General features: G+C 42.6%; 26 protein-coding genes. 2 read left to right on the top strand and 24 right to left on the bottom strand.

Annotation, left to right across the window (positions count from 1 at the left end):
* The 15 genes from EJF26_RS08765 to EJF26_RS08695 all read right to left on the bottom strand — a co-directional run bounded on the left by EJF26_RS08765 (window position 1) and on the right by EJF26_RS08695 (window position 11,845).
* Window positions 1-1,098 (bottom strand): sensor histidine kinase, encoded by a 1,098-nt coding sequence (locus tag EJF26_RS08765; RefSeq protein ID WP_025168955.1) that lies wholly within the window; start codon window positions 1,096-1,098, stop codon window positions 1-3.
* A gap of 1 nt (window position 1,099) precedes the next feature.
* A complete protein-coding gene (locus EJF26_RS08760) occupies window positions 1,100-1,834 on the bottom strand; it encodes an ABC transporter permease (RefSeq protein WP_000794223.1) in 735 nt (244 codons plus the stop codon).
* Between the two features lie 12 nt (window positions 1,835-1,846).
* The gene (locus EJF26_RS08755) at window positions 1,847-2,722 is read right to left on the bottom strand and encodes an ABC transporter ATP-binding protein (protein WP_000216037.1); all 876 of its coding nucleotides are present in this window, start codon (window positions 2,720-2,722) and stop codon (window positions 1,847-1,849) included.
* Entirely contained in the window at window positions 2,709-2,903 is a 195-nt protein-coding gene (locus tag EJF26_RS08750) for a hypothetical protein (RefSeq protein WP_000750981.1), read from the bottom strand. The genes EJF26_RS08755 and EJF26_RS08750 overlap by 14 nt, the downstream gene beginning before the upstream one ends.
* Window positions 2,900-3,106, bottom strand: coding sequence for a hypothetical protein (locus EJF26_RS08745; protein WP_025168956.1), 207 nt, complete (start codon window positions 3,104-3,106; stop codon window positions 2,900-2,902). Before EJF26_RS08745 ends, EJF26_RS08750 begins: the two co-directional genes overlap by 4 nt.
* 124 nt (window positions 3,107-3,230) lie before the next feature.
* On the bottom strand, window positions 3,231-4,898 hold the full coding sequence (locus EJF26_RS08740; protein ID WP_000036653.1) for a DAK2 domain-containing protein: 1,668 nt from the start codon (window positions 4,896-4,898) through the stop codon (window positions 3,231-3,233).
* A 2-nt stretch (window positions 4,899-4,900) separates the two neighbouring features.
* Window positions 4,901-5,266, bottom strand: a complete 366-nt coding sequence (locus EJF26_RS08735) for an Asp23/Gls24 family envelope stress response protein (RefSeq protein WP_000216441.1) — start codon at window positions 5,264-5,266, stop codon at window positions 4,901-4,903.
* A 152-nt stretch (window positions 5,267-5,418) separates the two neighbouring features.
* Window positions 5,419-5,607 carry a 50S ribosomal protein L28 gene (gene rpmB / locus EJF26_RS08730; RefSeq protein WP_001140948.1) on the bottom strand — a complete coding sequence of 63 codons (189 nt, stop codon included), beginning with the start codon at window positions 5,605-5,607 and terminating at the stop codon, window positions 5,419-5,421.
* Window positions 5,608-5,712: 105 nt separating this feature from the next.
* Complete coding sequence (locus EJF26_RS08725) at window positions 5,713-6,387, bottom strand: LiaF transmembrane domain-containing protein (protein ID WP_000725735.1); 675 nt, start codon at window positions 6,385-6,387, stop codon at window positions 5,713-5,715.
* A gap of 5 nt (window positions 6,388-6,392) precedes the next feature.
* Window positions 6,393-6,839: a LytTR family DNA-binding domain-containing protein gene (locus tag EJF26_RS08720; RefSeq protein ID WP_000776585.1), complete on the bottom strand. Its 447-nt coding sequence runs from the start codon at window positions 6,837-6,839 to the stop codon at window positions 6,393-6,395.
* 113 nt (window positions 6,840-6,952) lie between these two features.
* Entirely contained in the window at window positions 6,953-7,456 is a 504-nt protein-coding gene (locus tag EJF26_RS08715; RefSeq protein ID WP_000800918.1) for a phosphatase PAP2 family protein, read from the bottom strand.
* The gene (locus EJF26_RS08710; protein WP_000078812.1) at window positions 7,453-7,815 is read right to left on the bottom strand and encodes a DUF2200 domain-containing protein; all 363 of its coding nucleotides are present in this window, start codon (window positions 7,813-7,815) and stop codon (window positions 7,453-7,455) included. Before EJF26_RS08710 ends, EJF26_RS08715 begins: the two co-directional genes overlap by 4 nt.
* 65 nt (window positions 7,816-7,880) lie before the next feature.
* Window positions 7,881-9,641 (bottom strand): ABC transporter ATP-binding protein, encoded by a 1,761-nt coding sequence (locus EJF26_RS08705; protein ID WP_000428380.1) that lies wholly within the window; start codon window positions 9,639-9,641, stop codon window positions 7,881-7,883.
* Window positions 9,631-11,400, bottom strand: a complete 1,770-nt coding sequence (locus tag EJF26_RS08700) for an ABC transporter ATP-binding protein (protein WP_000731795.1) — start codon at window positions 11,398-11,400, stop codon at window positions 9,631-9,633. Before EJF26_RS08700 ends, EJF26_RS08705 begins: the two co-directional genes overlap by 11 nt.
* Window positions 11,384-11,845, bottom strand: coding sequence for a MarR family winged helix-turn-helix transcriptional regulator (locus EJF26_RS08695; RefSeq protein ID WP_000360515.1), 462 nt, complete (start codon window positions 11,843-11,845; stop codon window positions 11,384-11,386). The genes EJF26_RS08700 and EJF26_RS08695 overlap by 17 nt, the downstream gene beginning before the upstream one ends.
* Before the next feature lie 189 nt (window positions 11,846-12,034).
* Between EJF26_RS08695 and EJF26_RS08690 the strand changes: the two genes are divergently transcribed.
* A complete protein-coding gene (locus tag EJF26_RS08690; RefSeq protein ID WP_000675585.1) occupies window positions 12,035-12,739 on the top strand; it encodes a DUF308 domain-containing protein in 705 nt (234 codons plus the stop codon).
* A 49-nt stretch (window positions 12,740-12,788) separates the two neighbouring features.
* Here the strand turns inward: EJF26_RS08690 and EJF26_RS08685 are convergent, their stop codons facing one another.
* The gene (locus tag EJF26_RS08685) at window positions 12,789-13,505 is read right to left on the bottom strand and encodes a YebC/PmpR family DNA-binding transcriptional regulator (RefSeq protein WP_000532888.1); all 717 of its coding nucleotides are present in this window, start codon (window positions 13,503-13,505) and stop codon (window positions 12,789-12,791) included.
* A gap of 96 nt (window positions 13,506-13,601) precedes the next feature.
* Entirely contained in the window at window positions 13,602-14,972 is a 1,371-nt protein-coding gene (locus tag EJF26_RS08680; protein WP_001036201.1) for an MATE family efflux transporter, read from the bottom strand.
* Window positions 14,973-15,081: 109 nt separating this feature from the next.
* On the opposite strand from EJF26_RS08680, the gene EJF26_RS08675 reads away from it, so the two are divergent.
* Window positions 15,082-15,636 (top strand): GNAT family N-acetyltransferase, encoded by a 555-nt coding sequence (locus EJF26_RS08675; protein ID WP_000060279.1) that lies wholly within the window; start codon window positions 15,082-15,084, stop codon window positions 15,634-15,636.
* Window positions 15,637-15,692: 56 nt separating this feature from the next.
* Here the strand turns inward: EJF26_RS08675 and recA are convergent, their stop codons facing one another.
* The 7 genes from recA to rpoC all read right to left on the bottom strand — a co-directional run bounded on the left by recA (window position 15,693) and on the right by rpoC (window position 24,894).
* Entirely contained in the window at window positions 15,693-16,841 is a 1,149-nt protein-coding gene (recA, locus tag EJF26_RS08670) for a recombinase RecA (RefSeq protein ID WP_001085445.1), read from the bottom strand.
* A gap of 54 nt (window positions 16,842-16,895) precedes the next feature.
* Window positions 16,896-18,152, bottom strand: a complete 1,257-nt coding sequence (locus EJF26_RS08665; RefSeq protein WP_000642698.1) for a competence/damage-inducible protein A — start codon at window positions 18,150-18,152, stop codon at window positions 16,896-16,898.
* Between the two features lie 73 nt (window positions 18,153-18,225).
* Window positions 18,226-19,260, bottom strand: coding sequence for a glycopolymer--peptidoglycan transferase LytR (gene lytR / locus EJF26_RS08660; protein ID WP_025168957.1), 1,035 nt, complete (start codon window positions 19,258-19,260; stop codon window positions 18,226-18,228).
* Between the two features lie 4 nt (window positions 19,261-19,264).
* Window positions 19,265-19,786 (bottom strand): GNAT family N-acetyltransferase, encoded by a 522-nt coding sequence (locus EJF26_RS08655; RefSeq protein ID WP_000455508.1) that lies wholly within the window; start codon window positions 19,784-19,786, stop codon window positions 19,265-19,267.
* Entirely contained in the window at window positions 19,776-20,219 is a 444-nt protein-coding gene (tsaE, locus tag EJF26_RS08650; protein WP_000288225.1) for a tRNA (adenosine(37)-N6)-threonylcarbamoyltransferase complex ATPase subunit type 1 TsaE, read from the bottom strand. Before tsaE ends, EJF26_RS08655 begins: the two co-directional genes overlap by 11 nt.
* A gap of 103 nt (window positions 20,220-20,322) precedes the next feature.
* Window positions 20,323-20,946, bottom strand: a complete 624-nt coding sequence (locus EJF26_RS08645; protein WP_004246590.1) for a hypothetical protein — start codon at window positions 20,944-20,946, stop codon at window positions 20,323-20,325.
* Between the two features lie 282 nt (window positions 20,947-21,228).
* Complete coding sequence (rpoC, locus tag EJF26_RS08640) at window positions 21,229-24,894, bottom strand: DNA-directed RNA polymerase subunit beta' (protein WP_000228751.1); 3,666 nt, start codon at window positions 24,892-24,894, stop codon at window positions 21,229-21,231.
* Between the last annotated feature and the right edge of the window lie 8 nt (window positions 24,895-24,902).

The raw sequence follows: 24,902 nt of genomic DNA, 5'->3' as shown, positions 1-24,902 counted from the left end.
TTAGTTTCTCTCCTTATAAGGTAGTCGAACCTGCACTTCAGTTGGATGTTTCTGACTGATCACCTTTACTTCTCCAGAAAAAGGAAGGACACGATCTCGGACAGTATGGAGTTCATCCCCCTTTAGAGAAAAAAAGCCACAGCCATCATCTCTCACTGTTAAAACGAGTTCTTTCTCTGTTCGTTCTAATTTTAAGTAGGCTTTAGACGCTTTGGCATGTTTGATGATATTGGTCACCAATTCAAGCAAAATCATGGAAGCCGTTGACTCCAATTCCTGAGTTAAGCTAGCAGCATCTAGTTGGTGATTGATTTCCGTTTCAATTCCTGCAATTTCCAGCATTTTTTTAACAGTCACAAACTCGGAGGCAAGGGTTCTGGTTTTAAGATTTTCAATGATGGTACGAACTTCACTCATGGATTCTTTACTGATCTGATGAATTTCTTTTAATTCTTTTTCCACTTGAGGATAGGCTTGCATTTGAAGTAGCTGGAGGGCAAGGTCCGTCTTCACACTCAGCATAGCAAAGGTATGACCTAGGCTGTCATGGAGATCCTGCCCGATACGACTGCGTTCATTTTCAGCTAAGAAAAGACTGAGCTTGGCATTTTGTTTCATCTTTTCTTCTTTTATCTGTTCAGATACCTGAATACGATAAAGACCGAAGGTCAAGGCATCAGAAACGATAAAGGTCACCAAGAAAAAGAGGAGGTGCCAGGGACTAACTTGATCAACCATATAAATGCCTGTCAAAATCAAGGGTTGCAAGACAATAAAACTGACAAAACGCCAAGAGTGAAAAGAAATCTCATCCAGCTCATAAATAAGGAGATTAGATAAATAAAAGATAAACCAAGCGAAGCTCGCATTTAGCCAGATGGAACTGTAAAAAATGTAGGCAAGCATGATCCACCAAGCCAGCCACTGCACGGTGCGATTCTGACTGATTAAAACCGAGTAGAAGGCAAGGACAAATAGTAAAGTCCATAACAAGGTTAAAAGCGGGTACTCTCCAACGATGACACCCGCTATAGGAAAGATGATAAACACTATTGAAATATGAAACATATAATGCGTGTTTTTTAATTTTTCCAACAATTTATTTTACCTCAATCCGTTTTTTCAGTTGAATGACCAATACACCAAAGAAAACTGTATAACCTAGTACAACCAAGGCGGCAAGAATGTTAAACTCGTGGTGCTCCAAATAAGTAGAGACGACCTGCATCAGTTGATAGGTTGGGGTCAGTTTTCCAATGGATTGGAGCCATTCTGGGAAGGAACTCAAAGGGAACCAGAGTCCACCTAGGACAGCCAAAGCGATATAGGCAATATTTCCAATCACCGTCATCAATTGAGCACTGGGAAGCAAACTCACCAAGACACCCATGCTGATAAAGACCACGCTTCCGACCAGCAACATAACTCCAATCACCAACCAATCAAGCCAAGGAAGAGTCACTCCACGGACAAAATGACCAACCGAAAAGACAACAATAATTGATAACAAGAAAGTCAGTAGGGTACTGAACAGTTTTGATACATAATATTCTACCATAGATACGGGAGAATGTTGAATCAATTTTTGCCAGTTGTTTGTCTTATCAGACTCGAGTGTGCTAGGGATGCTGAAAAAGGCGCTTGACATGATACTAAAGAGCGTCATGGCAAAAAGATAGGCTTGAAGAGCAATTTCTGGAATGTCTGAGCCTGACATCATACCAGAAAAAATAAGGTAAAACACACTTGGGAGTCCGATGGACAGCAAGTAGTAGACAGCTTGCCGTTTCATCAGAATGATTTCCACTTTCATGAGACTTGTCATATTTTTCATCGTCAATCTCCTTTAGTCTTGAGTCGTTTCGAAGATACTGTCTAAGAGAGTTCGATTCCGAACTTCAATTTCTTCGATCGTGCAACCCTGTTCTTGCAAGACTTTCCATACCTGGCTGGCTTCTTTGGTTGTGAAGGAAAGAGCATTTTGCTTGATTTCAATCTCTTGAACCATAGTCAGGGTACTGACAAAATCCTGATAAGTTAGAGGTACCGTAAAGTGTTTTTCTTGTTCTTCACCACGCATGGCATAAGGCGTCGTATCGCGAATCAATTCTCCCTTGTGGAGGACCAAAATGCGGTCAGCCGTATGCTCCACCTCTTCGATATAGTGAGAAGAATAGACAATGGTCACACCATTTTTCTTTAACTGATTGACAATTTCCCAAAAATGCTGACGTGTCGAGGTATCCATGGCAGCAGTTGGCTCGTCTAAAAATAGAATTTTCGGACGACCGATTAAAGCCAACACAAAAGAGAACAAACGTTTTTGCCCACCAGACAACTTGCCCGCTAGCTGATTTTTCTGCTTGTCTGAGAATCTCAGCAAGTCATCAATTTCTTTGTCTGAGAGACTGTCGGGATAAAGTGACTTGAAAAATGATAGAAGTTCTTTCACTTTCAAGCTTTGAACAACTGCATTTTCTTGAGGCAAGACAGAAATAAGCTGCTTTAATCGAGGATCTGTTGGTGCAAACCCTTGAATGGCTATCTGACCTGAGCTCATGAACTTGTCGCCCAAGAGGCAATCAATCAAGGTTGTTTTACCTGCTCCGTTAGGCCCGATCAAGGCGACACATTCACCATGGTGGATTTCAAAAGAGATGTTCCGCAAGATCTCCTTGTCTTTTATTTTCTTACTCAATTTCTCAACTTTAATCACAGTCATGAGATTCTCCTTTCAACCACTCCATTCCCATAGGGAAAACAACGAAAATCATAAATCCAAAACCCCAAGCACCACGAATGAATTGGCGAAGCAAGGTTTGGTCAAACCAACCAGTAAACATTTCCACTAACCATACCAAGAGTGACAGGCCGATAAAGAAATAGATGATTGTTTTTTTCATTCCTCAAACTCCTTTTTCACATCTCTGAATAATTTCAAACCTTCTCTGACAAGCCAAGACATCATTCCAAAGCCAGCAAAGAGCTCCCAAGGAAAATGATAGAAACCCTCATCCAATCCTGAAAACATGAGATAGGTCATAACTCCCGCTGCTACTAAACTCACTGCGATAATCATTTTATTTTTCATTTCTTCTTCCTCCAGTTTCTACTTCAATTATAGTCTTTTGAAGTTGGCGGAGCTAGATGCTTCTGTCACTGGGAAATATGACAAATGTCATAAAAAAAGAAAGTTGCAAAATCAACTTTCTTTTTAATCTATTAAATTTTTATTCCACACTGAAAAGATATGGGTAAACTGGTTGTTGTCCTTGGTGGATTTCGACTTCAACGTCTTCGAATTCTTCTGCGATTTCTTGGGCAATTTCATTGGCAAGTTCTTCGCTTCCGTCTTCACCGACATAGAAAGTCACGATTTCACTATCTTCGTTTAGCATGTGTTTCAATGTTTCAGTCAAGGTTTGGTGCATGTCAGGGTTTGACACAAGGATTTTGCCATCTACCATACCAAGATTGTCATTTTCATGAATTTCCAAGCCATCGATAGTTGTGTCGCGAACGGCAGTCGTTACACTACCGCTGATGACATCACCAAGGGCTGCAGTCATGCGTTCTTTGTTTTCTTCGATTGATTTGCTTGGATCAAAGGCAAGAAGACTGGTCAACCCTTGAGGAATTGTACGTGCTTCTACCACAACAGCTGGTTGTTCCAATACCTCTGCGGCAGATTGAGCTGCCATAAAGATATTTTTGTTGTTTGGCAAGAAGATGATGTTACGAGCATTAACTTGCTCAACAGCCTTGATAAAGTCCTCTGTTGAAGGATTCATCGTTTGACCACCTTCGATGACATAATCCACACCTTGAGCACGGAAGATATCTGCCAAGCCTTGACCAGCTACTACTGCGATAAGGGCATATTCCTTCTCTTCAGCTGGCTTGCTGACTTGTGCTGCTTCTTTTTCAACTTGTGCTTCGTGTTGGTTGCGCATGTTGTCCACTTTAACCTTGACCAAGCTACCATATTTAAGCCCTTCTTGCATAACAAGACCTGGATCTTCTGTATGGACGTGGACTTTGACGATTTCATCATCGTTGACAACAAGGAGCGAGTCCCCAAGTTCATTCAAGTAGTTACGGAATTCATCATAATCAAAATCTTTGGCATAAGTTGGACCTTGTTTGAGAGCAACCATAATCTCAGTACAGTAACCAAAAGTGATATCTTCTGTTGCCACATGACCTGCTACAGACTTGTGGTGCTCTGCATTAATCATTTCACTCATGTTGGCAGGAGTTGCTACAAAGTCCTCAGAAGCGCTGTATTCACCAGTGAGTGCTGAAAGGAAACCTTCATAGATGAAGACCAAACCTTGACCGCCTGAGTCTACCACACCAACCTCCTTAAGAACTGGAAGCATTTCCGGTGTCTTAGCTAGAGCTCTCTTAGCACCTTCCAAGGCCGCACGCATGACCTCAACAGCATCATCTGTCTCCTCAGCTTTTTTCTTGGCACCGATAGCTGCTCCACGAGAAACTGTCAAAATAGTTCCCTCAACTGGTTTCATAACCGCCTTGTAGGCTACTTCGACACCAGATTGGAAAGCAAGAGCCAAGTCTTGACCTGTTAATTCATCTTTATCTTTGATAGCTTGGGAGAATCCACGGAAAAGTTGAGACGTGATAACTCCTGAGTTTCCACGCGCACCCATCAAGAGCCCCTTAGCAAGAATGCTCGCTACTTCTCCAACTGTAGAAGCTGGCTTGTCTGCTACTTCTTTGGCACCATTCTCGATGGTCATTCCCATGTTTGTCCCAGTATCTCCATCTGGAACTGGAAAGACGTTTAATGAATTGACATATTCTGCTTGCTTATTCAAACGAGTTGATGCAGCCTGCACCATCTCTTGAAATAAGCTGGTAGTAATTTTTGACACGATTATTCTCCTACAACTTTGATATTTTGAATGTAGACATTCACAGTCTGAGCAGTGATTCCTAGTTGGTTTTCCAAACTAAAACGAACACGCTCTTGGATGTTTTTTGAGACTTCACTAATCTTTGTTCCGTAGCTCAAGACGGTATAAACATCAACTGCAATACTGCCATCCTCGGCTGCCTTCACGACAACACCTTTTGCATAATTTTCCTTACCAAGAAGGGCTTGGAAATTATCTTTGAGGGTATTTTTGCTAGCCATACCGACCACACCAAAAATCTCAGTTGCTGCACCACCTACAACGGTTGCAATCACTTCATCTGTCAGTTCGATTTGACCATCTTTTGTATTAATTTTTACAGTCATTTTTTTTACCTCAACTAGTTGATACTCTATTTTATCATATTTCATTCCAAGTGTAAAAGCAGAATGCTGTATCGGCGGATATTTACTCTATTTTTCAAATGGTTTTATCTATAGAGCAAAAGAAAAAGACCAGTTAGGTCTTTTCATTTTTATTAAACGCGTTCAACTTTACCTGATTTCAAAGCACGAGCTGAAGCCCAAACTTTTTTAGGTTTACCATCGATAAGAACAGTAACTTTTTGAAGGTTTGGTTTTACGGCACGTTTTGTTTGGTTCATCGCGTGTGAACGGTTGTTTCCTGATACAGTCTTACGACCTGTAAAGTAACATACTTTAGCCATTGTGTTTTCCTCCTATTAGATCTAATATAGCGGATGTGCTAGCACCACATACCGTACTATGTTATCACACTTTCTTGAATTTATCAAGAGAATTAAAATATTTTTTTATTTGACGTAAACAACACCAAGTTTACCAAAAGCAACTTCCCCGCGAATAATCAAGGTTTTGTTAGTTGGCGCTACAGGAGCATCTGCTTTTGCTGCACCAAAGGAGGTTTCTACTTTCAAATCGACACGCCAGTGTTGTGGAACATAGACAGTTGCATTACCAAAAGCCACTTCGATATTCAGAGTGGCAAAATCACCTAACATCTCTGCGTTATCATAGTAGATTTTTGCGTCACCAAAAGCGACTTCCACTTGGTCATCTACAAGATCTTGATCTTGTTTATAGAAGGTTCCACTACCAAAAGCGACTTCCTTATCCGTGATGACTGTTCGCTCACCATTGTACCACCATTTTTTCCCATACCAAAACTTACTTGAGTGAGTGAGATAGCCAACACCTAGCACTGCTAAGATACTAGCCCAAAATAAAGACTGATTTGGGATAGGCAAAATGTTATAAAAATGATTCGCAATCATTAAGGCTACTAGAGCAGTAAACACTGCTGATGTCAGGTGACGACGAAGCAAAGCTTCAACTGACTGGTAGGCAAAAAAGGCGATACCAATCAAAGGCCATATTTTACCATCCAAAGAAGGAATTCCAAAGTTTCCTTGCAGCAAAATCCAGGCCGCTAGAACCAATAAAACAATACCAAATGCTTTCTTTTTCATGTCTTTTACCTCATGTTTCTAAGATTTTCTTTTAGGAGGGATTGGTAATGTCGTGAGACATGAACCTCCTTGTGGGTCTGATAAAAGGAAATGGTGCCAGTCCCTGAAAAGGACTTGTCCACTGAGTAAATCTGACGGATGTTTGCGATAGTTGACTTGGATACTCGAATAAAATAACGAGGCAAAATGGACTCCAACTCATAAAGTTTGAGACGAACTTCATAGGCTTCCTTCTGGTTATGAGCGTAGATCTTGCTCCCTTCTGTTTCAAAGAAGAGAATTTCTGACAGGTCTAGATAATATTCACCTGTCCCCTTGTAAAAAGTCAACCTCGGAGCCTTTGACTCTTGCAAGAGTCGTTGCAAGTCTGCAATTTCATCTGTCAAATTGGGGGTCTTGATGACAATTTCAGTCTCCTCTAAATTGCCGTCAATCTCAATTCGTAACTTCATCAAATCTCCTTTCTGACTCTACTATATCAAAGCTAGGATAGGAAAACAAGGGCAAAAAAGCAAGTGGTGAATTTGAAGCAGTAAGTGGTTGTAGGACTAGCTTGACTTACATATCAGAATAGGAAGAAAAGGAATCCCCACACCAGACCACAAGCATAGCCAACCAAGACATCCTTGGGATAATGAACACCCCCTAAAACCCTCACCAACCCCAGCAAAACTGAAAAGAGCAAGCATGCCAATCCAACAGGTAGACTAGCATGCAGACAGGCCATGGAGATGATAGTTGCCGAAAAGACATGGCGACTGGGCATCGACTGTCCCGAACTATCTTTTTCAAGCAGGGGACGGATGTCCCAAGTTTCGTAGGGGCGCGGATGATTGATTTTCTTACGGAAAAGAGACAAAATTATAAAACCTGTTGCAGGAATAAGCACATAAACCCCAACTTGCTTCCCAAGTCCTAGTTGCAGGTAAGTGGTGACTAGCAAGGTCAGGTAGACCAGGGGCATGGCGACTGTCATCAAGCGATTGAAACTGCGTAATAGAAATAAAAGGGTGGAATGACTGATTAGTCTGGAGCTGATGTTTTGATACCATTCTTGATAATTTTTCATTTATGTTTCTCATATTTTTCTAGAACTTGTTGAGATGTTTTCCCCTTGGCAAGCCAATCCACTAGTTTGTCCAACCGACGTATTTCCTGCATCAGAGGGTCATCAATTTCCTCAATACGGACACCGCAAATCTTCCCTGTAATCGCAATTCGTTCAGGGACATAATAAGGTGCTTGGCGAAAAAAATCTCCGTAAGTAACATCCCTATCCAGACAAGCAAGAACGTCACTCACTTCATACCCTGTCAACCAACTGGTCACTTGGTGAACTGACTCTGCCTTTCCACCCTTTCGCTCAACTTTTGCAATCAAGGCTGAGTAGACAGCAGCAAATTTCATATTGTATAATTTCTGACTCATACTTCTCTCTTTCTATGTGTACTAGTATAAATAAGAAAAAGAAGGCCGTCAAGCCTTCTTTTGATTTATTCTTCTGCTTCGTCTTCTGTAAACTGACTATTGTACAAGTCAGCATAGAAGCCACCTTGCGCCATCAGCTCCTCGTGGTTGCCTTGTTCGATGATATTGCCATCTTTCATGACCAGAATCAAGTCAGCGTTACGGATGGTTGACAAGCGGTGGGCAATGACAAAGGATGTGCGTCCTTCCATCAAACGGTCCATGGCTTTTTGAATCAATTCCTCTGTACGTGTGTCGACTGAGGATGTCGCCTCGTCCAAAATCAAGAGCGGTGCATCCTTGAGAAGGGCACGAGCAATGGTCAAGAGCTGTTTCTGTCCGACAGACAAGGTCACGGTATCATCCAAAACAGTATCGTAGCCATCTGGCAAAGTCATGATAAAGTGGTGGATTCCCACAGCCTTGCTGGCTTCCATCATTCGTTCATCACTGATGTCTGTCTGATTATAGATCAAGTTCTCTCGAATCGTTCCTTCAAAGAGCCAAGTGTCCTGCAAGACCATAGAAAAGGCATCATGCACTTCTGAACGCTTCATGTCCTTGGTATCCACACCATCGATACGGATACTTCCCTTATCTATCTCATAGAACTTCATCAAAAGATTGACAATGGTTGTCTTACCAGCCCCAGTCGGTCCAACGATAGCGACTTTCTGACCTGCATGAGCCGTCGCAGAAAAGTCATGGATGATGGTGCGCTCTGGTATATAGCCAAAGGACACGTGATCAAAAACCACTTCCCCTTTCATATGGGCCAATTGTCTGTTCTTATGAGATTCATCCTGCATCTCTGCTTCAGCTAGAAATTCTAATACACGAGTCATGGCTGCACTCGCTTGTTGCAGGCTCGTAATCCCTTGGGCAATCTGTGACAGAGGTTGGGAGAAGGTCCGTACGTAAACCATAAAGGCTACAATAATCCCTATTGTGATATGCCCTTCTAACGCCAGCGCAGCTCCAACGATGATGACTAATACATAACTAAAGTTTCCAACAAAGAACATAGCTGGCATCATGATACCAGAGATAAACTGAGATTTCCAGATACTATCATGCAAGTCTTGATTTAAACCTGCAAATCTTGCTTTGGAGGTGTTCACAGCGTTGTAGCTGGTCACTACATTATGGCCAGAGTACATCTCTTCCACATAACCATTGACGGCCGCTAGATTATTTTGTTGAGCTTTAAAATAACCCTGTGACTTGGCCATGATTACGGAAACCGCCGCAAAACCAACAAGGGTTGATACAACTGTTACCAATGCCAAAATCCAGTTCATCTCAAACATGGTCACCAAGACAGCAATCAACAAGAAACTAGCTGAAAGAACTGTCCCAAGACTTTGGTTGAGAGATTGCGCTGCTGTATCCACATCATTGGTCACGCGCGAAAGGGTATCTCCTTGTGAATGACGGTCAAAATAGCCAAGTGGCAAACGATTAATCTTTTCAGCGATAGCCGTCCGCAAGCGTTTTGAAAAATGCTGAATGCTCGTTGAAAAGATATAGGCCTGTGTATAGTTAAGGATAGCTCCAAATACATATAGGACAACTAAAAATCCAGCAATGTTTGATACAGCTACCAAGTTGATTTCTGTAGCCAAACCATCTGAAATCAAGTTAGTAATTTCTTTAATCTTAGTTGGCCCATAAACAGTAATGATGCTTGAAATGACTGCAGCCACAACTGCTATTAGAAGAGGGAGTTGGAGGCCTGCCATATAAGGTTTGCACTGTTTCCAGAACGACACTTTTTTATTTTCCATGTTCCAATTCCTCCTTCGATAGTTGTGAGTAGGCAATTTCTTGGTAGACTTCGTTGGTAGCTAGAAGTTCCTTGTGGGTGCCTTGTCCCACGACTTTTCCTTGATCCAATACTAAGATCAGGTCAGCATCCATAATGGTAGAAATCCGCTGCGCTACGATGAGCTTGGTCATGGATTTTGTTTTCTGAGCTAGCTCTTGGCGCAGGACACGATCTGTCTTGTAGTCCAAGGCTGAGAAAGAGTCATCAAAGATGAGAATCTCTGGTTTACGAGCCAAGGCACGCGCAATGGCCAAACGCTGTCTTTGACCTCCTGAGAAGTTGGTTCCGCCTTGGGCCACTTCTGATGCAAGTCCTGCTTCCTTATCCTCGATGAAGCTTTTAGACTGGGCCAATTCTAGAGCTTGCCACATAGCAGCTTCGCTTAGAGGAGTTTCTTTGCTCTTACCAAAGTCTAAGTTCTCCTTGACATCTCCAGAAAAGAGGACAGCTTTTTGTGGAATATAGCCGACCTTATTGCGCAAATCTTCCAAATCGTAATCTTGAACATTAACTCCGTCCACTAGGATTTCTCCATCTGAAACATCATAAAAACGTGGCAAGAGGTTGACAAGCGTAGATTTACCTGATCCAGTCGATCCGATGAAAGCCACGGTTTGACCCGCTTCTGCTTTGAAAGTGACATGTTCCACGACTGCTTCAGAGTTTTTAGAGTAGCGGAAAGTCACATCACGGAATTCCACTTGTCCTTGAACTGAAGGATCCGCTGTCTGTGCATGACTAGGATTTTCAATAGAAGAATGCAGATCCAATACTTGATTGATACGTCCTGCCGAAACCAAGGTACGAGGAAGAACGATAAAGAGTGCTCCCATGAGAAGGAATCCCATTACGACCTGCATAGCATAGGACATGAAGACCACCATATCACTAAAGAGTGGCAGACGTTCTGTCACACTTGCATCGTTGATGATATAGGCACCAATCCAGTAAATGGCTAAACTTAATCCACTGGAAATCCCCATCATAATCGGGTTCATAATCGCCATCAATCGATTGACAAAGAGATTGAGACGCGTTACCTCATCGTTGGCTGCTTCAAATTTCTTATCTTGGTAATCCTCGGCATTGTATGCGCGAACAACTCGAATCCCAGTCAAACTTTCACGAGTGATGCTATTGAGTTTATCTGTCAATTTTTGGATGACCGATTGTTTTGGAAAGGCCAGAGTCATAAGAACGGTGGTCATCAAGACATTGACAATAACAGCTACAACGACCGCCCAGAGCCAGTATTCCGATTTCCCAAGGATTTTTCCAATGGCCCAGATAGCCATAATTGGCCCACGAGTAACCACCTGCAAGCCCATGGTAAAGAGCATCTGTACCTGGGTAATATCATTGGTCGTCCGAGTCAAAAGACTTGGGATTGAAAAGCGCTTGATTTCTGTCTGCGAAAAATCTAAAACGCGATGAAATACGTCTCTACGTAGATGGGTTGTATAGGATGCTGCAACGCGAGCGGCAAAGAAACCAACCATAACAGATGAAAAGAAAGCCAATAAAGACAAACCAATCATCTTCGCAGCTGGTGACCAGAGTTCACCCAACTGCGTTCCAGATGTTCCGAGTAATTCTGTAATTTGTGAAATATAGGTCGGCACCTCTAACTCGAGATAGACCGAGAAACAAGTGAAAAGAAGCGTAAGGATTATCATCCCCCACTCTTTTCCTGTAATACGTTTAGCGAGTTTCTTCATTCTCTCCTCCTATCTTCTCAACATTTGCTTGCAATTGCCCGAGTACCTTTTCAAAGATTGCCAAGTCAGACTTTGAAACCCCGTCTAGCAGACTCTGATCAATCTGATCAAAAAACGCCTTAACTTCTTGCATCTGCGATCGTGATTTGTCGGTCAAACGAACAAATTTTGCTCGTTTATCACTTGGACTGACCTCTAACTCGACCAAACCATTTTGTACCATACGCTTGACTAAATTACTAGCAACGGACTTGGTGACATTGAGTTCTTGTTCAATATCCTTAATCAAAACCAGATCCTGGTCTTGCTCACGACGATCTAAAAATCTCAGGACCTGCCCTTGCGGTCCACCCATAAATTCAATACCACAGCGTTTGGCTTCTTTCTGCACCATCAGGTGAACCTGGTGCCCAAAGCGTTTAAAAATCAACATCGGTTTATCCATAATTTTCCCCTTCTAAATAAAAATAGTTCTCTTGAGAACAATTAAGTTTTCATGAGAACTATTTTACCACTTGCACAAAATATGTCAAGAAAAAAGTTTCCTTGAGAACTATTCTAGTCTGAATTGACATTGGAGAATATTTTCTCTATAATAAGCACTAGCTACCATGGATAAGAATCCATTCACTCGATGAAGGGAGAAAACTTTCAAATGAAACCAGAAGAACAAAGAGTTTTAGGAATCTTAGCAACTATTTTTGGAGCCATCGCACTTTTAGGATCCTGGATCCCGTTTATTAACTATCTATCGTTTTTCATCGCTATTGTTGCTTTGATTTTGGGAATTATCGGCCTTATCGTCAACCTCAAAAAACGAAAAATAATGGCCATTATCGGAACATCCCTCGCAGTTGCCTCTGTTGTACTTTTCTTTACGACCCAGATACTGTACGCTAATATCTACAAAGAGTTTGCCAGGGAGTTTAACCGTTCCTATAGAGAGGCAAGTTCCTCAATGGAACGCGAAGAAGAAAGCGACTTGACAGATGATAGTGCCTATTCCATCCCTGAGGAGGAAGAAGCCGATACCTTCACTTGGACCCAAGAACAGTTCGACGCTTTAATCGAAGGTGACCTTGACAACAAAGGAAAAGGTGGTACCAACTACAAGGATATTATCAACAAACACGGACTGCCAGATTCCGAGTTTGACTTCACTCTTGGGGGTTACAATACGAAAAAAATCACCTATATCTCTATTGGAGACAAGACCAAGACTATTACCTTAACTTTTGCAAAAGATGACAATGGAGAGCTCTTGCTCGTCCAAAAACATGCAGTCGGTCTAGGTCTAGAAAAAAGCAAGCAACAAAACGATTCTGAAACCAGAGTCTAAGTTCAAATATCAAAAAAACGAACAGCTAGTAAAACTGTTCGTTTTTCTATTAGAATCCATCTACGTTGGTATAGATTTTTTGTACGTCTTCGTCGTCTTCAAGGACGCCGTAAAGTTTTTCAAAGGTTTCAAGGTCATCACCTGACAACTCAACCTCTGATTGAGGAATCATTTCCAATTCAGTCACTTGGAATTCTTCGATGCCAGACTCACGAAGGGCAACGATAGCCTTATGAAGGTCAGTTGGAGCTGTGTAAACCGTGATTGTTCCATCTTCTGCTTCTACATCATCCACATCCACATCAGCTTCGAGCAAAAGTTCAAAGATTGCATCCGCATCATCACCTGCAAATACGATAACACCCTTGTTGTCAAAGAGGTAAGAAACAGAACCTGAAGCCCCCATGTTTCCGCCGTTTTTACCAAAGGCAGCACGGACATTAGCTGCGGTACGGTTGACGTTTGAAGTCAAGGTATCCACAATCAGCATAGAACCATTTGGTCCAAATCCTTCGTAACGTCCTTCTGTAAAGGTTTCGTCTGTGTTTCCTTTTGCTTTATCAATCGCTTTATCGATAACGTGCTTTGGCACTTGGGCTTGTTTAGCACGGTCAATAACGAATTTCAAAGCAGTGTTTGATTCTGGGTCTGGATCACCTTTTTTAGCTGCTACATAGATTTCTACACCAAATTTTGCATATACTTTAGAGTTAGCTCCATCTTTAGCCGTTTTCTTGGCTACGATATTGGCCCATTTACGTCCCATTAGGAATCTCCTTTTTTCACATTTTAATCTTTCTTATTATAACACAAGTTTTTTCGATTTTCACTAGAGGAAATGGATTTTGTTCAGCAAATCCAGCTAGGATTGTCCTTTGGCTTCCAAGATTTCCTTGCCTTCTTTTATCAGGGGATGGCGGAAAAGTGAAAAGTACAGTTGGATAGTCATGGCAACCCAGATAAGAGGTTCACAGAGGATAACTCCCGTATACCCTGCCCAAGGGATAATCAAAACCACAAAAGCAATTTTACCGATTAATTCAATAAAACTAGAAACCAGAGGAAGGACTTTTTGCCCCAAACCCTGCAAACAATTGCGATAAATCAACAAGAGGCTCAAAATCGGATAAAAGACTGAACTGATTTGCAGGTAGAGGCTACCATTTTCAACCAAGTAACCATCTGTCGAACTGGCCAAGAAGGAAACTAAGGTCGGACTAGCAAAAAAGAGGAATACACAAACAAAAACTGCCCAGGATATACTCAATCGACTCCCAATACCAAGACCTTGAACAATGCGGTCGGGTCGTTTCGCACCAAGATTCTGAGAAGCAAAGGTCGTCATGGCAGAAGAAATAGCCGTCATAGGAAGCAGAGCAAAGGCCATAATGCGTCGAGCCGCTGTTTGGGCACTAATAATCACGGCTCCAAAAGTATTGACAGAAGACTGTAAAATCACACTACCAATGGACACAATCGAACTCATCAAACCCATAGCCAAACCTTGCTCCAAAAGATCCGCATACAAGGCCTTGTCCCATTTGAAATGTTTAAACTGTGGCAAGAGTTCTGGAACGCTTTTGCGGATATAATAAAAACAAAGAACCGCTGATAACCCTTGTGAGACAATAGTAGCAAGTCCCGCAGATTGAACTCCCAGTTGTAGCTGCGTAATAAAATAGAGATCTAGAACCACATTGACCAGAGCAGAGAAAATCAGAAAACCAAGCGCAGCCAGACTGTCACCAATAGACCGCAACAAGCCTGCAAAGAGATTATAAGCGAAGCTGACGCCTACACAGGTCACAATCATAGAAATATATTGATAGGATTGGGGGAGGATTTCTGCAGGAGTATCTAAGTATTGCAAGAGTGGATACAGGCCGACAAATCCCATCAGCATAACTAAAATACTTAGAAGCCCTCCTAAAATCCAGGTTGCAGCGACCGCTTCCTTGATTTTGGTGAAATTACGAGCCCCATAATAGCGGGCAATGACAATCCCCATGCCATTTCCCACACCAAGCGTAAAGCCTATAATCAAGTCAAAAATGGCCGTTGTCGCTCCTACTGCTGCCAAGGATTCTTGGCCAAGAAAACGCCCAACAATCAAGACATCAGCCGTATTATAAAGCTGTTGAAAGATATTAGACAGTAAGATTGGAAAGGCAAAGCTTAAAAGCGAAGGAAGGATTGGACCATTGACCAAATCCACTTTTCTTTTCTTATTCATAAAGCTATTATATCAGCTTTCTAAAGGAGCGACAAGAATTGCTTGGATTTCTTAAAATCAATTGCTTACAGAGGGACAATTTGCTATAATCAAGAAAAGGAGGTCATTTATGAGTTTGACCAGTCAATTAATAACAGATGCATTTCCGGATCTTGATAAGGTTGAAAAGCTAAACAAGGAAGCTTTCCCTGAGGAAGAACGAGTCCCTCTGTCAGAGTTTTTACGCTATCAAGACCGAGATGACGCCCACTTCTTTGCCTTTTATAACCAGGAAGAGTTTGTCGGCTTTGCTTTCTCTATTTCCAACCCCAAAGCTTTCTATATCAGCTTTTTTGCCATCATGCCCCACCTGAGAAGCCACGGGTACGGAAAGGAAATTATCGAAAAGCTAACAGATTTTTACCAGCGAACCATGTTGCTGGAAGTCGAGCGATTAGATGAAGAATGCGATAACTTGGAGCAAAGGAAGGCTAGAATGGACTTCTATCGCCAAAATGGTTTCAAAACAGCCAACGCTTTTCTAGAGTACGATGATTTGAGTTTTGAAATTCTCTACCGCGGTGACCATTTCGACGAGGAAGCCTATCGTGACATCTTCCAGAAGTTACAGGATGAACATTACTTTGACTTTCATATCGAGTATCGTCGTTTTAGTGACCATTAGTTCTTTCATCCTAAATAAACATAAAAAGTAGCAGTTCCTATCTGCTACTTTTTATGTTATTCTTCGATTTCGATTTCAAGTCCATCGCCTAGGTCAAGTGTTACTTCTTGGTTAGGTGCTAGATCCTCAACGCCAGAAGTAGGAGTTGTCCCTTCTTCATCTTCAATCAAACCGTATTGAACACGAACCTGATGGTCAATCTCATCAAAAATCTCTGGGTGATCTGCCAAGTATTTCTTAGCATTTTCAGATCCTTGCCCGATCTTTTCACCCTTGTAAGAGTACCATGCTCCTGCTTTTTGGATAATATCGAGATCACTTGCAATCTTCAAGAGCTCACCGGTCTTAGAAATCCCTTCTCCGTACATGATTTCAACAAAAGCTTCCTTAAATGGTGGAGCCACCTTGTTTTTCACGACCTTGATCTTGGTTTCCTTACCGACATTGGTATCTTTTTGGTCACCAGTTCCTTTGATTTGTGTGCTCCCACGAACATCCAAACGGACCGAAGCGTAGAATTTCAGAGCACGTCCACCAGGTGTTGTTTCTGGATTTCCAAACATGACCCCAACTTTTTCACGCAACTGGTTGATAAAGATGGCAATTGTTTTGGTCTTATTGATAGAAGCACCAAGTTTACGCATGGCCTGGCTCATCATACGAGCTTGCAAACCAACGTGGCTGTCTCCAATATCTCCATCAATTTCTGCACGAGGTACAAGGGCCGCAACTGAGTCAATAACGACGAGGTCAACTGCACCTGAGTCAATCAATTTTCCAGCAATTTCAAGACCTTGCTCCCCTGAGTCTGGTTGTGACAAGAGCAATTCATCAATATTTACACCAAGGGCTGCTGCATAAGCCGGATCAAGGGCATGCTCGGCATCGATAAAGGCCGCAATGCCACCTTCCTTCTGCGCTTGCGCGACAGCATGAAGGGCAACTGTTGTTTTACCAGATGATTCTGGTCCATAGATTTCGATGATACGTCCCTTAGGATAACCACCTGATCCAAGTGCAATATCAAGCGCCAATGAGCCTGAGCTCATCACTTGCACTTTTTGCTCCGCACGCTCACCCAAGCGCATGATTGAGCCTTTACCGAAGTCTTTTTCAATCAATTTAAGGGCATCGTTCAAAGCCTTTTCACGATCCGCTCCAAACTTTTTTGAAATTTCATCTAATTTTTTTGGTTTTTTCGCCATTCTATTCTCCTGTATTCTAATAGTCCTAAGGCCTATCTACTATTATATCAAAAGTTAGTCACTTAATAAAGCCTTGCGAACTAGGTTAAAGGCATGCATGACCGCAATCTGACGAACATCTGCTCGGCTCCGCCCTGCGATATTAGCCTTGATCACCTCTGTTCCTTTTGCATGTGCCAAGCCAATAAAGACTGTCCCAGCTGGATGCCCCTCTAGGCTATCTGGCCCAGCCACACCCGTCAAACTGACTCCATAATCAGACTGAGTCTTTAGCCGTGCCTGCTCTGCCATCTTTTGAGCCGTAAACTCTGAAACGACCCCGTGTTCTTTCAGCTCTTGCTCGGAAATATCCAGCATCTTAGACTTTTCTTCTAAACTGTATGTGACAAAACCGCCATTAAAAATGGCAGAAACGCCTGAAAAGTCTGCTAATGTCGCTTGAAAAAGGCCTGCCGTCAAGCTCTCTGCTGCAGTAATGCTTTTCTTTCTCTTCTTAAGCTCTTCTACAACGACACTTGCTAGGCTGGCCTCTTCGCCATATCCATAACATATGTCTCGCAGAGAAAGTCCCTCGAAAGTCTGGCGATTCAAGATTTGATTTTCCAAAATGTCCAGTGCTTGATCAGCCTTTTCTTGACTGACTGCTTTTGTAGACAAACGCAAGGTCACTTCTCCCGTTTTGGCATAAGGCGCCAAAGTCGGATCGGTTTGATAGTCAATCAAATCCGCTAAAATGGTCACCAACTGACTTTCACCAATCCCAAAGAAACGGAGCACTCGTGAGTACAACTTGGCACCAGTCATTAACTTAGGTAAGAGTTGATTTAAGACCATAGGTTTCAACTCACTAGGAGGTCCTGGGAGAACCACGTAGGTCACACCATCCACTTCCAACACCCCTCCTACTGCTAAACCTGTCTCATTTGGCAGTGGAGTCGCCCCTTCTACAATTTGGGCTTGGCGCTCATTATTCGGTGTCCGAGCATAGTCAGGTCTATGAGCAAAAAAGATATCTAATTTCTCTTGCGCTTGAGGGTCAAACACTAGATCTTTTCCTAAAAATTTTGCCAGAGTTTGTTTGGTCAAATCATCCTCAGTTGGCCCTAAGCCCCCTGTCAAAATGACTAGACTACTACGCGAACTCGCAATCTCTAGCAAGGACATGAGACGCGCTTCATTATCTCCGACAGCTGTTTGGAAGTAGACATCTACTCCAATTTCTGCTAGCTTTTCTGATAAAAACTGGGCGTTGGTATTGACGATCTGCCCTGTTAAAATTTCCGTTCCTACAGCAATAATTTCTGCTTTCATCTTTCCTCCTACTTATCTATTCGGATTCTTTTTGAAAAAATCGCAGGAAAGTCCCACGATTTGATTCTTCGTTTTATTCTATCTCTTCGTTTGAAGCATTTGTGGAAGGTGCTGTTCGACCATAAAGATTTTCATATAGAACAGCGTTGGTCTCCAACTCTGCAACGCCCTCTCTCCCTAGGGAACGACGCAAGAGATTTTGCATTTCCAGCATATGCTCCGTCGTTACGATTTGATAAGAGATTCCTTGCAACTCAGCATCTTCACCACGAAGTTGATGAGTTTCGATGTTTTTAAAGGAATCTTGGTAACCAAGTAGTTGTGGAATACTGGAGGCAGACAAATCAACATTTGTCTGCATATTATCACTAAGCGCTTTTAAGATAGCTTGATAATGACTGATACTATTGAGGCTCAAGACCTTTTCCATAATCTTTTGAATGACTTCACGTTGACGTTTTTGACGACCATAGTCTCCCTCAGGATCCTGATAACGCATCCGTGAATAGACCAGAGCTTCCTCACCATTCAAAGTTTGCTCACCGACTCCAATCGAGATTTTATTAAATTCTTCCTGATCAGCAATCGAAATTGGAAAACCGAGTGTGTTGTTGACTGTGATGCCCCCAACTGCATCAACTAGCTGTTGGAGTCCTTGCATGTTGACCATCACATAACGATCGATATGAATATTCATCATTTTTTGAATGGTTGAAATAGCCAACTCTGCACCGCCATTGGCATAGGCAGCATTGAGTTTCGCCTCCTGAACTTGGCCATTTCCAGTTTCAATCTTGGTCAAAATATCCCGTTCTAAACTCATCATAGTGGTTTTCTTGGTTTTTGGATTGACTGTCAAAAGAATCATGGAATCACTATTCCCCGCCCAAGGGTCTGTACGTTCTACATTTCCCGTATCTACCCCCATCAAAAGAATGGTCAAAGGCTCTGTCGCCTCGATAACGTTGGTTTCTTCACCAATTTTCTTATAAGTTTTTTTACTTAAGGTTTCAGTTCCTTGATAATAAATAGTATAGGCATACGCACCCACACCTAAAGCCGTTACGGTTAGAAAAGCTAGTAGCATTCCGATTATTTTTTTTACCATCTTATCATTTATCTATCAGTCTACCCATCAGGTAAACGTCTAAAAATATCCCTTCTTTTAAATAGGCTCCTCTTTCTTGTAAGCCTTCTGTAACAAATCCAAATTTTGAATAGAGGTGGATAGCTGCCTCGTGGCGCTTTTGTACACTGAGCTGCAAACGACACAAAACTCCACTGGTTTTAGCCCACTCAATGCCTTCTTCAAGGAGTATGCTTCCTAAGCCATGATTCCAAAACTTCCTTTGGATGACCAGAAAGATATCCCCAATATGACGAACACGTATACGTTGCTCTGCCGTGATGTTCAAAACACCTGCAATTTCATCATTCAGGAGTGCTAGGAGAGTGATTTGGTTATCTGAAGTCGCTTGCTTTTCAATAAAAAGCGCCATTTCAGATTCTGTCATCAGGATACTATTTTCATCCAGACTGGTGAAATCTGTCTCCTGTCCAACTAAATCCAAGAATGCAACCAAAGCAGCTGCATCATGAGCTTCAGCCTCACGAATACAAAGTTCATACTCCATCTTGAAGCTCCTTAATCAATTCCTCAGCACGAGGACCCTGAGCGGAAAAATAGAGGCGACGACCCTCAGCCTCTTTCAAGAGTTCCAATTCCAAGTAGGAATCTGGCAAATCCTCACCCAAAAGATGTCCCCACTCGATAACGGTCACACCATCACCAAAGAGAAACTCATCCAAGTCAATCGAATCAGCATCCCCCTCAATCCGATAGACATCCAAGTGGTAGAGCGGAAGGCGACCCTCATACTCTCTCACGATGGTGTAAGTTGGACTTTTGATCATCTGACGAATACCCAAGCCCTTGGCAAGACCCTTGGTAAAGGTTGTTTTACCAGCACCCAATTCCCCAGACAAGATCAAAACATCATTTTTTTGGAGCAAGGTTCCTAGGCGTTCTCCCAGATTGATTAGCTCTTCTTCATTTTTTGTGTACATGTTACTATTATACCAAAAAGTTTTCTTTTGTGTGAATTTTCTTTACAAACTTACTATAACAACTTTGGTAAAATAAGGGATTTTTATTGATCGAAAAGTGGTTTTAGAAGAATATACACATGGCGCTAACAAGTAAAATATCTCGGATTACATGCCCGTAAAAGGAAAATTCTCTTCTCATAGATTTTGGAAATAAAAAACGAGCAAAAACGAAGCCTAAACCGACATAAAAAACAATGGATAAAACTGTCATTGGATTTCTCAAGAACAGCAAGGTTGCCAGAACTGTCAGGACAACTGTTTTTTTCTTATTGAGAGTGGCTCCCAAATCTCGGCTGTATTTTTCAAACGGTAAAAAAACAAGTAAATCAATGCCAAACAAGAAAAAGAAGGAAGGCAAGAAAAGGTCTACCAACTCTTTCTGAAAAGCTGTCTGTGTTAAGATAGTCTCCGACAACACAAGACAGACACCTACTAGGTTTAAGACCAACAAGGTACTATAAAATAGTTTCACTTTTTTCTGACTGTTTATAATGCTATGAACATCCTGATTTTGGGTATAAAAGAAATTCATCCCCGCGCACAGACCTGATGCCAATACGATAAACACTAGAAAATAGGCGCTTGATTGCTTTAAGGTTAAGATGGTTCCCTTCCACAGCAAGCAGCTACTTAAACTAATCTGGATCAAAGCTAGTAACAATAAGATACGAATTGATTTTATCATTTTCAGTTCTCCCTTCGTATACATGATTATACTCTGCGAGAAAGATAAAAATTCCTCTCTCTTCTCAAGTGTCCTGTTTTAACGCTCAACTGACAAAAATGGAAAATTATTAGTGAGGATTATTTTTAAGTTCTGACAGCCCCCTATTCGATATTTTTTGCTTTTTTGAGAATGAACTATAAAAATTGTTGAAGCGATTTGAGAGATATTGCGTCGTGCTCACCTAACCCCAATAGGTAGAAGAGTAAAACAAAGAGAACCCAAAGGTTCTCTTGTTTACTTTTATTCTACTGTTTCTTCAACTTGGATTTCCACAGTTTCATCTACTGAAGCGTTTTCTGTCTCTTCTTGTTCAGGAGCCAGATATGATGCTTCATTGATAGCCTGTGGTTCAAGGTTACGGTAGCGAGCCATACCAGTACCTGCTGGGATGATCTTACCGATGATAACATTTTCCTTGAGTCCAAGGAGATGGTCTTTCTTACCACGGATAGCCGCATCTGTAAGGACACGAGTTGTTTCCTGGAAGGAAGCCGCTGACAAGAAACTGTTGGTTTCAAGTGAGGCTTTGGTGATTCCCATAAGAACTGGGCGACCAGTCGCTGGAACTCCACCTGCGATAAGGACATCTTTGTTAGCATCTGTAAAGTCGTTGATATCCATGAGGGTGCCCATGAGAAGATCTGTGTCACCTGGATCCATGACACGAACTTTACGGATCATTTGACGAACCATTACCTCGATGTGTTTGTCACCGATTTCTACCCCTTGGCTGCGGTAAACTTTTTGTACTTCACCGAGTAGGTAGGTTTCAACAGACAAAACATCACGAACAGCAAGAAGACGTTTTGGTTGGATAGAACCTTCTGTCAATGCTGCACCGCGAGAGACTTGGTCTCCGACTTCGACACGCATACGTGCTGTAAATGGTACCACGTATTCACCTTCGCCAGTTTCACCCTTAACAAAGACTTTCTTGGTACGAGTTGAAGCATCTTCTTCGATGGCTGTAACCTCACCCTTGACCTCTGTGATGACCGCTTCCCCTTTAGGATTGCGGGCTTCAAAGATTTCTTGGACACGAGGAAGACCCTGAGTGATATCAGTATTTGAGGCAACCCCACCCGTGTGGAAGGTACGCATTGTAAGCTGTGTACCAGGTTCCCCGATAGATTGGGCAGCGATTGTACCAACTGCTTCACCAACTTCGACCGCATCACCAGTCGCCAAGTTGATACCGTAACAGTGACGGCAGACACCATGACGAGTGTTACATGTAAATACGGAACGGATAGTCACTTCTTCCACGCCAGCATTGACAATTTCACGCGCCTTGTCTTCTGTAATCAACTCATTTGGACCGATGATCACTGCACCAGTTTCTGGATGTTTAACAGTTTTCTTAGTGTAACGACCATTGAGACGCTCTTCGAGAGACTCGATCATCTCTTTTCCTTCTGCGATAGAGCGGATCAAGAGGCCACGGTCTGTTCCACAGTCGTCCTCACGGATGATAACGTCTTGGGCCACGTCAACCAAACGACGAGTCAAGTAACCTGAGTCGGCTGTCTTAAGGGCCGTATCGGTCATACCTTTACGAGCACCGTGAGTTGAGAAGAACATTTCAAGTACTGACAAACCTTCGCGGAAGTTTGAAAGGATTGGCAATTCCATGATACGTCCGTTCGGAGCGGCCATCAGACCACGCATACCGGCAAGCTGTGAGAAGTTTGAGATGTTACCACGGGCTCCAGAGTCCATCATCATAACGATTGGGTTCTTAGGATCTTGGTTGGCAACCAAACGTTTCTCCAATTTTTCACGGGCTGCACGCCATTCAGCGGTAACAGCGTTGTAGCGCTCGTCGTCTGTGATCATACCACGACGGAATTGTTTGGTAATTTGTTCTACTCGTTTGTGTGATTCTTCGATAATTTCAGCCTTGTCTTCAACGACTGGGATATCGGCTATACCCACTGTCAATCCTGCAAGAGTTGAGTGGTGGTAACCGAGATCCTTCATACGGTCAAGTAGGGCAGAAGTTTCTGTCGTACGGAAACGTTTGAAAATTTCAGCGATGATATTTCCAAGGTTTTTCTTCTTAAATGGAGGGTTGAGTTCAAGATTGCTGATTGCTTCCTTGATATCTCCACCAAGCGGCAAGAAGTATTTAGCTGGAACACCTTCTGTTAAGTTAGCATTTGTTGGTTCTTGCAGGTAAGGTAGACCTTCTGGCATGATATCGTTGAAGAGGATTTTACCAACAGTTGTCAACAAGACCTTGTGTTTTTGCTCTTCTGTCCAAGGTTTGTTGAGGCTGTCTGTTGCAATACCAACACGTGAGTGGAGGTGAACATAACCATTACGGTAAGCCATAACAGCTTCGTCACGGTCTTTGAAGACCATTCCTTCACCTTCACGACCAGCTTCTTCCATAGTCAAGTAGTAGTTACCCAAAACCATATCTTGAGATGGAGTAACAACTGGTTTACCATCTTTCGGGTTCAAGATATGCTCAGCAGCCAACATCAAGATACGAGCTTCTGCTTGAGCTTCTTCTGAAAGCGGTACGTGGATGGCCATTTGGTCCCCGTCAAAGTCGGCATTGTAGGCTTCACAGACAAGTGGGTGCAAGCGAAGGGCCTTACCATCAATCAAGACTGGCTCGAAGGCTTGGATACCCAAACGGTGAAGGGTCGGTGCGCGGTTCAAAAGTACTGGGTGTTCTTTGATTACTTCTTCAAGGATATCCCAGATACGTTCATCTCCGCGTTCCACCAAGCGTTTAGCTGCTTTGACGTTTTGCACGATATCACGCGCAACGATTTCACGCATCACAAATGGTTTAAAGAGCTCAATCGCCATTTCACGTGGCACACCACATTGGTACATCTTAAGAGTTGGACCAACGGCGATAACGGAACGTCCTGAGAAGTCAACACGTTTACCGAGCAAATTTTGACGGAAGCGTCCTTGTTTCCCTTTAAGCATGTGGCTCAATGATTTCAGCGGACGGCTACCTGGTCCTGTGATCGGACGACCACGACGGCCATTATCAATCAAAGCGTCAACCGCTTCTTGAAGCATACGCTTCTCATTTTGAACGATGATACCTGGTGCATTCAACTCAAGCAAACGAGCCAAGCGGTTGTTACGGTTGATAACACGGCGGTAAAGGTCGTTCAAGTCAGATGAGGCAAAACGGCCACCATCCAACTGCAACATTGGACGAAGATCTGGTGGAATAACTGGAAGGATATTGAGAATCATCCATTCAGGTTTATTTCCAGACTTGTAAAAGGCATCCAAAACATCCAAACGACGGATGGCTTTGACACGTTTTTGTCCAGTAGCTGTTTTCAACTCTTCTTTGAGTTCAGCAATTTCTTTTTCAAGATCTACTTGTTTCAAAAGGTCTTGGATAGCTTCGGCACCCATCTTGGCAACGAATGATCCATAGCCATACTCACGCAAGCGCTCACGGTATTCGCGCTCTGTCATGATAGACTTGTGCTCAAGTGGTGTATCCTTCGGATCAATCACTACATAAGCCGCAAAGTAGATAACTTCCTCGAGGGCACGAGGGCTCATATCAAGGGTCAAGCCCATACGACTTGGAATCCCCTTGAAATACCAGATGTGAGATACAGGAGCTTTCAACTCGATGTGCCCCATACGCTCACGACGAACTTTTGTACGCGTTACTTCAACCCCACAACGGTCACAAACAATCCCTCTGTAACGAATGCGTTTGTACTTACCACAAGCACATTCCCAGTCCTTTGTAGGACCGAAGATGACTTCGTCAAAGAGTCCTTCACGTTCTGGTTTCAACGTACGGTAATTGATTGTTTCAGGTTTTTTGACTTCTCCATAAGACCATGAACGGACTTTGCTTGGAGAAGCTAGGGTGATTTGCATACTTTTAAAACGATTTACATCAACCACTATTTCTT

The sequence above is a fragment of the Streptococcus oralis subsp. dentisani genome, from assembly GCF_007475365.1.
GTDB classification, from domain to species: domain Bacteria; phylum Bacillota; class Bacilli; order Lactobacillales; family Streptococcaceae; genus Streptococcus; species Streptococcus mitis_AX.
Note: the sequence above shows the minus strand (reverse complement) of the source record. Positions and strands in the feature narration are given on the sequence as shown.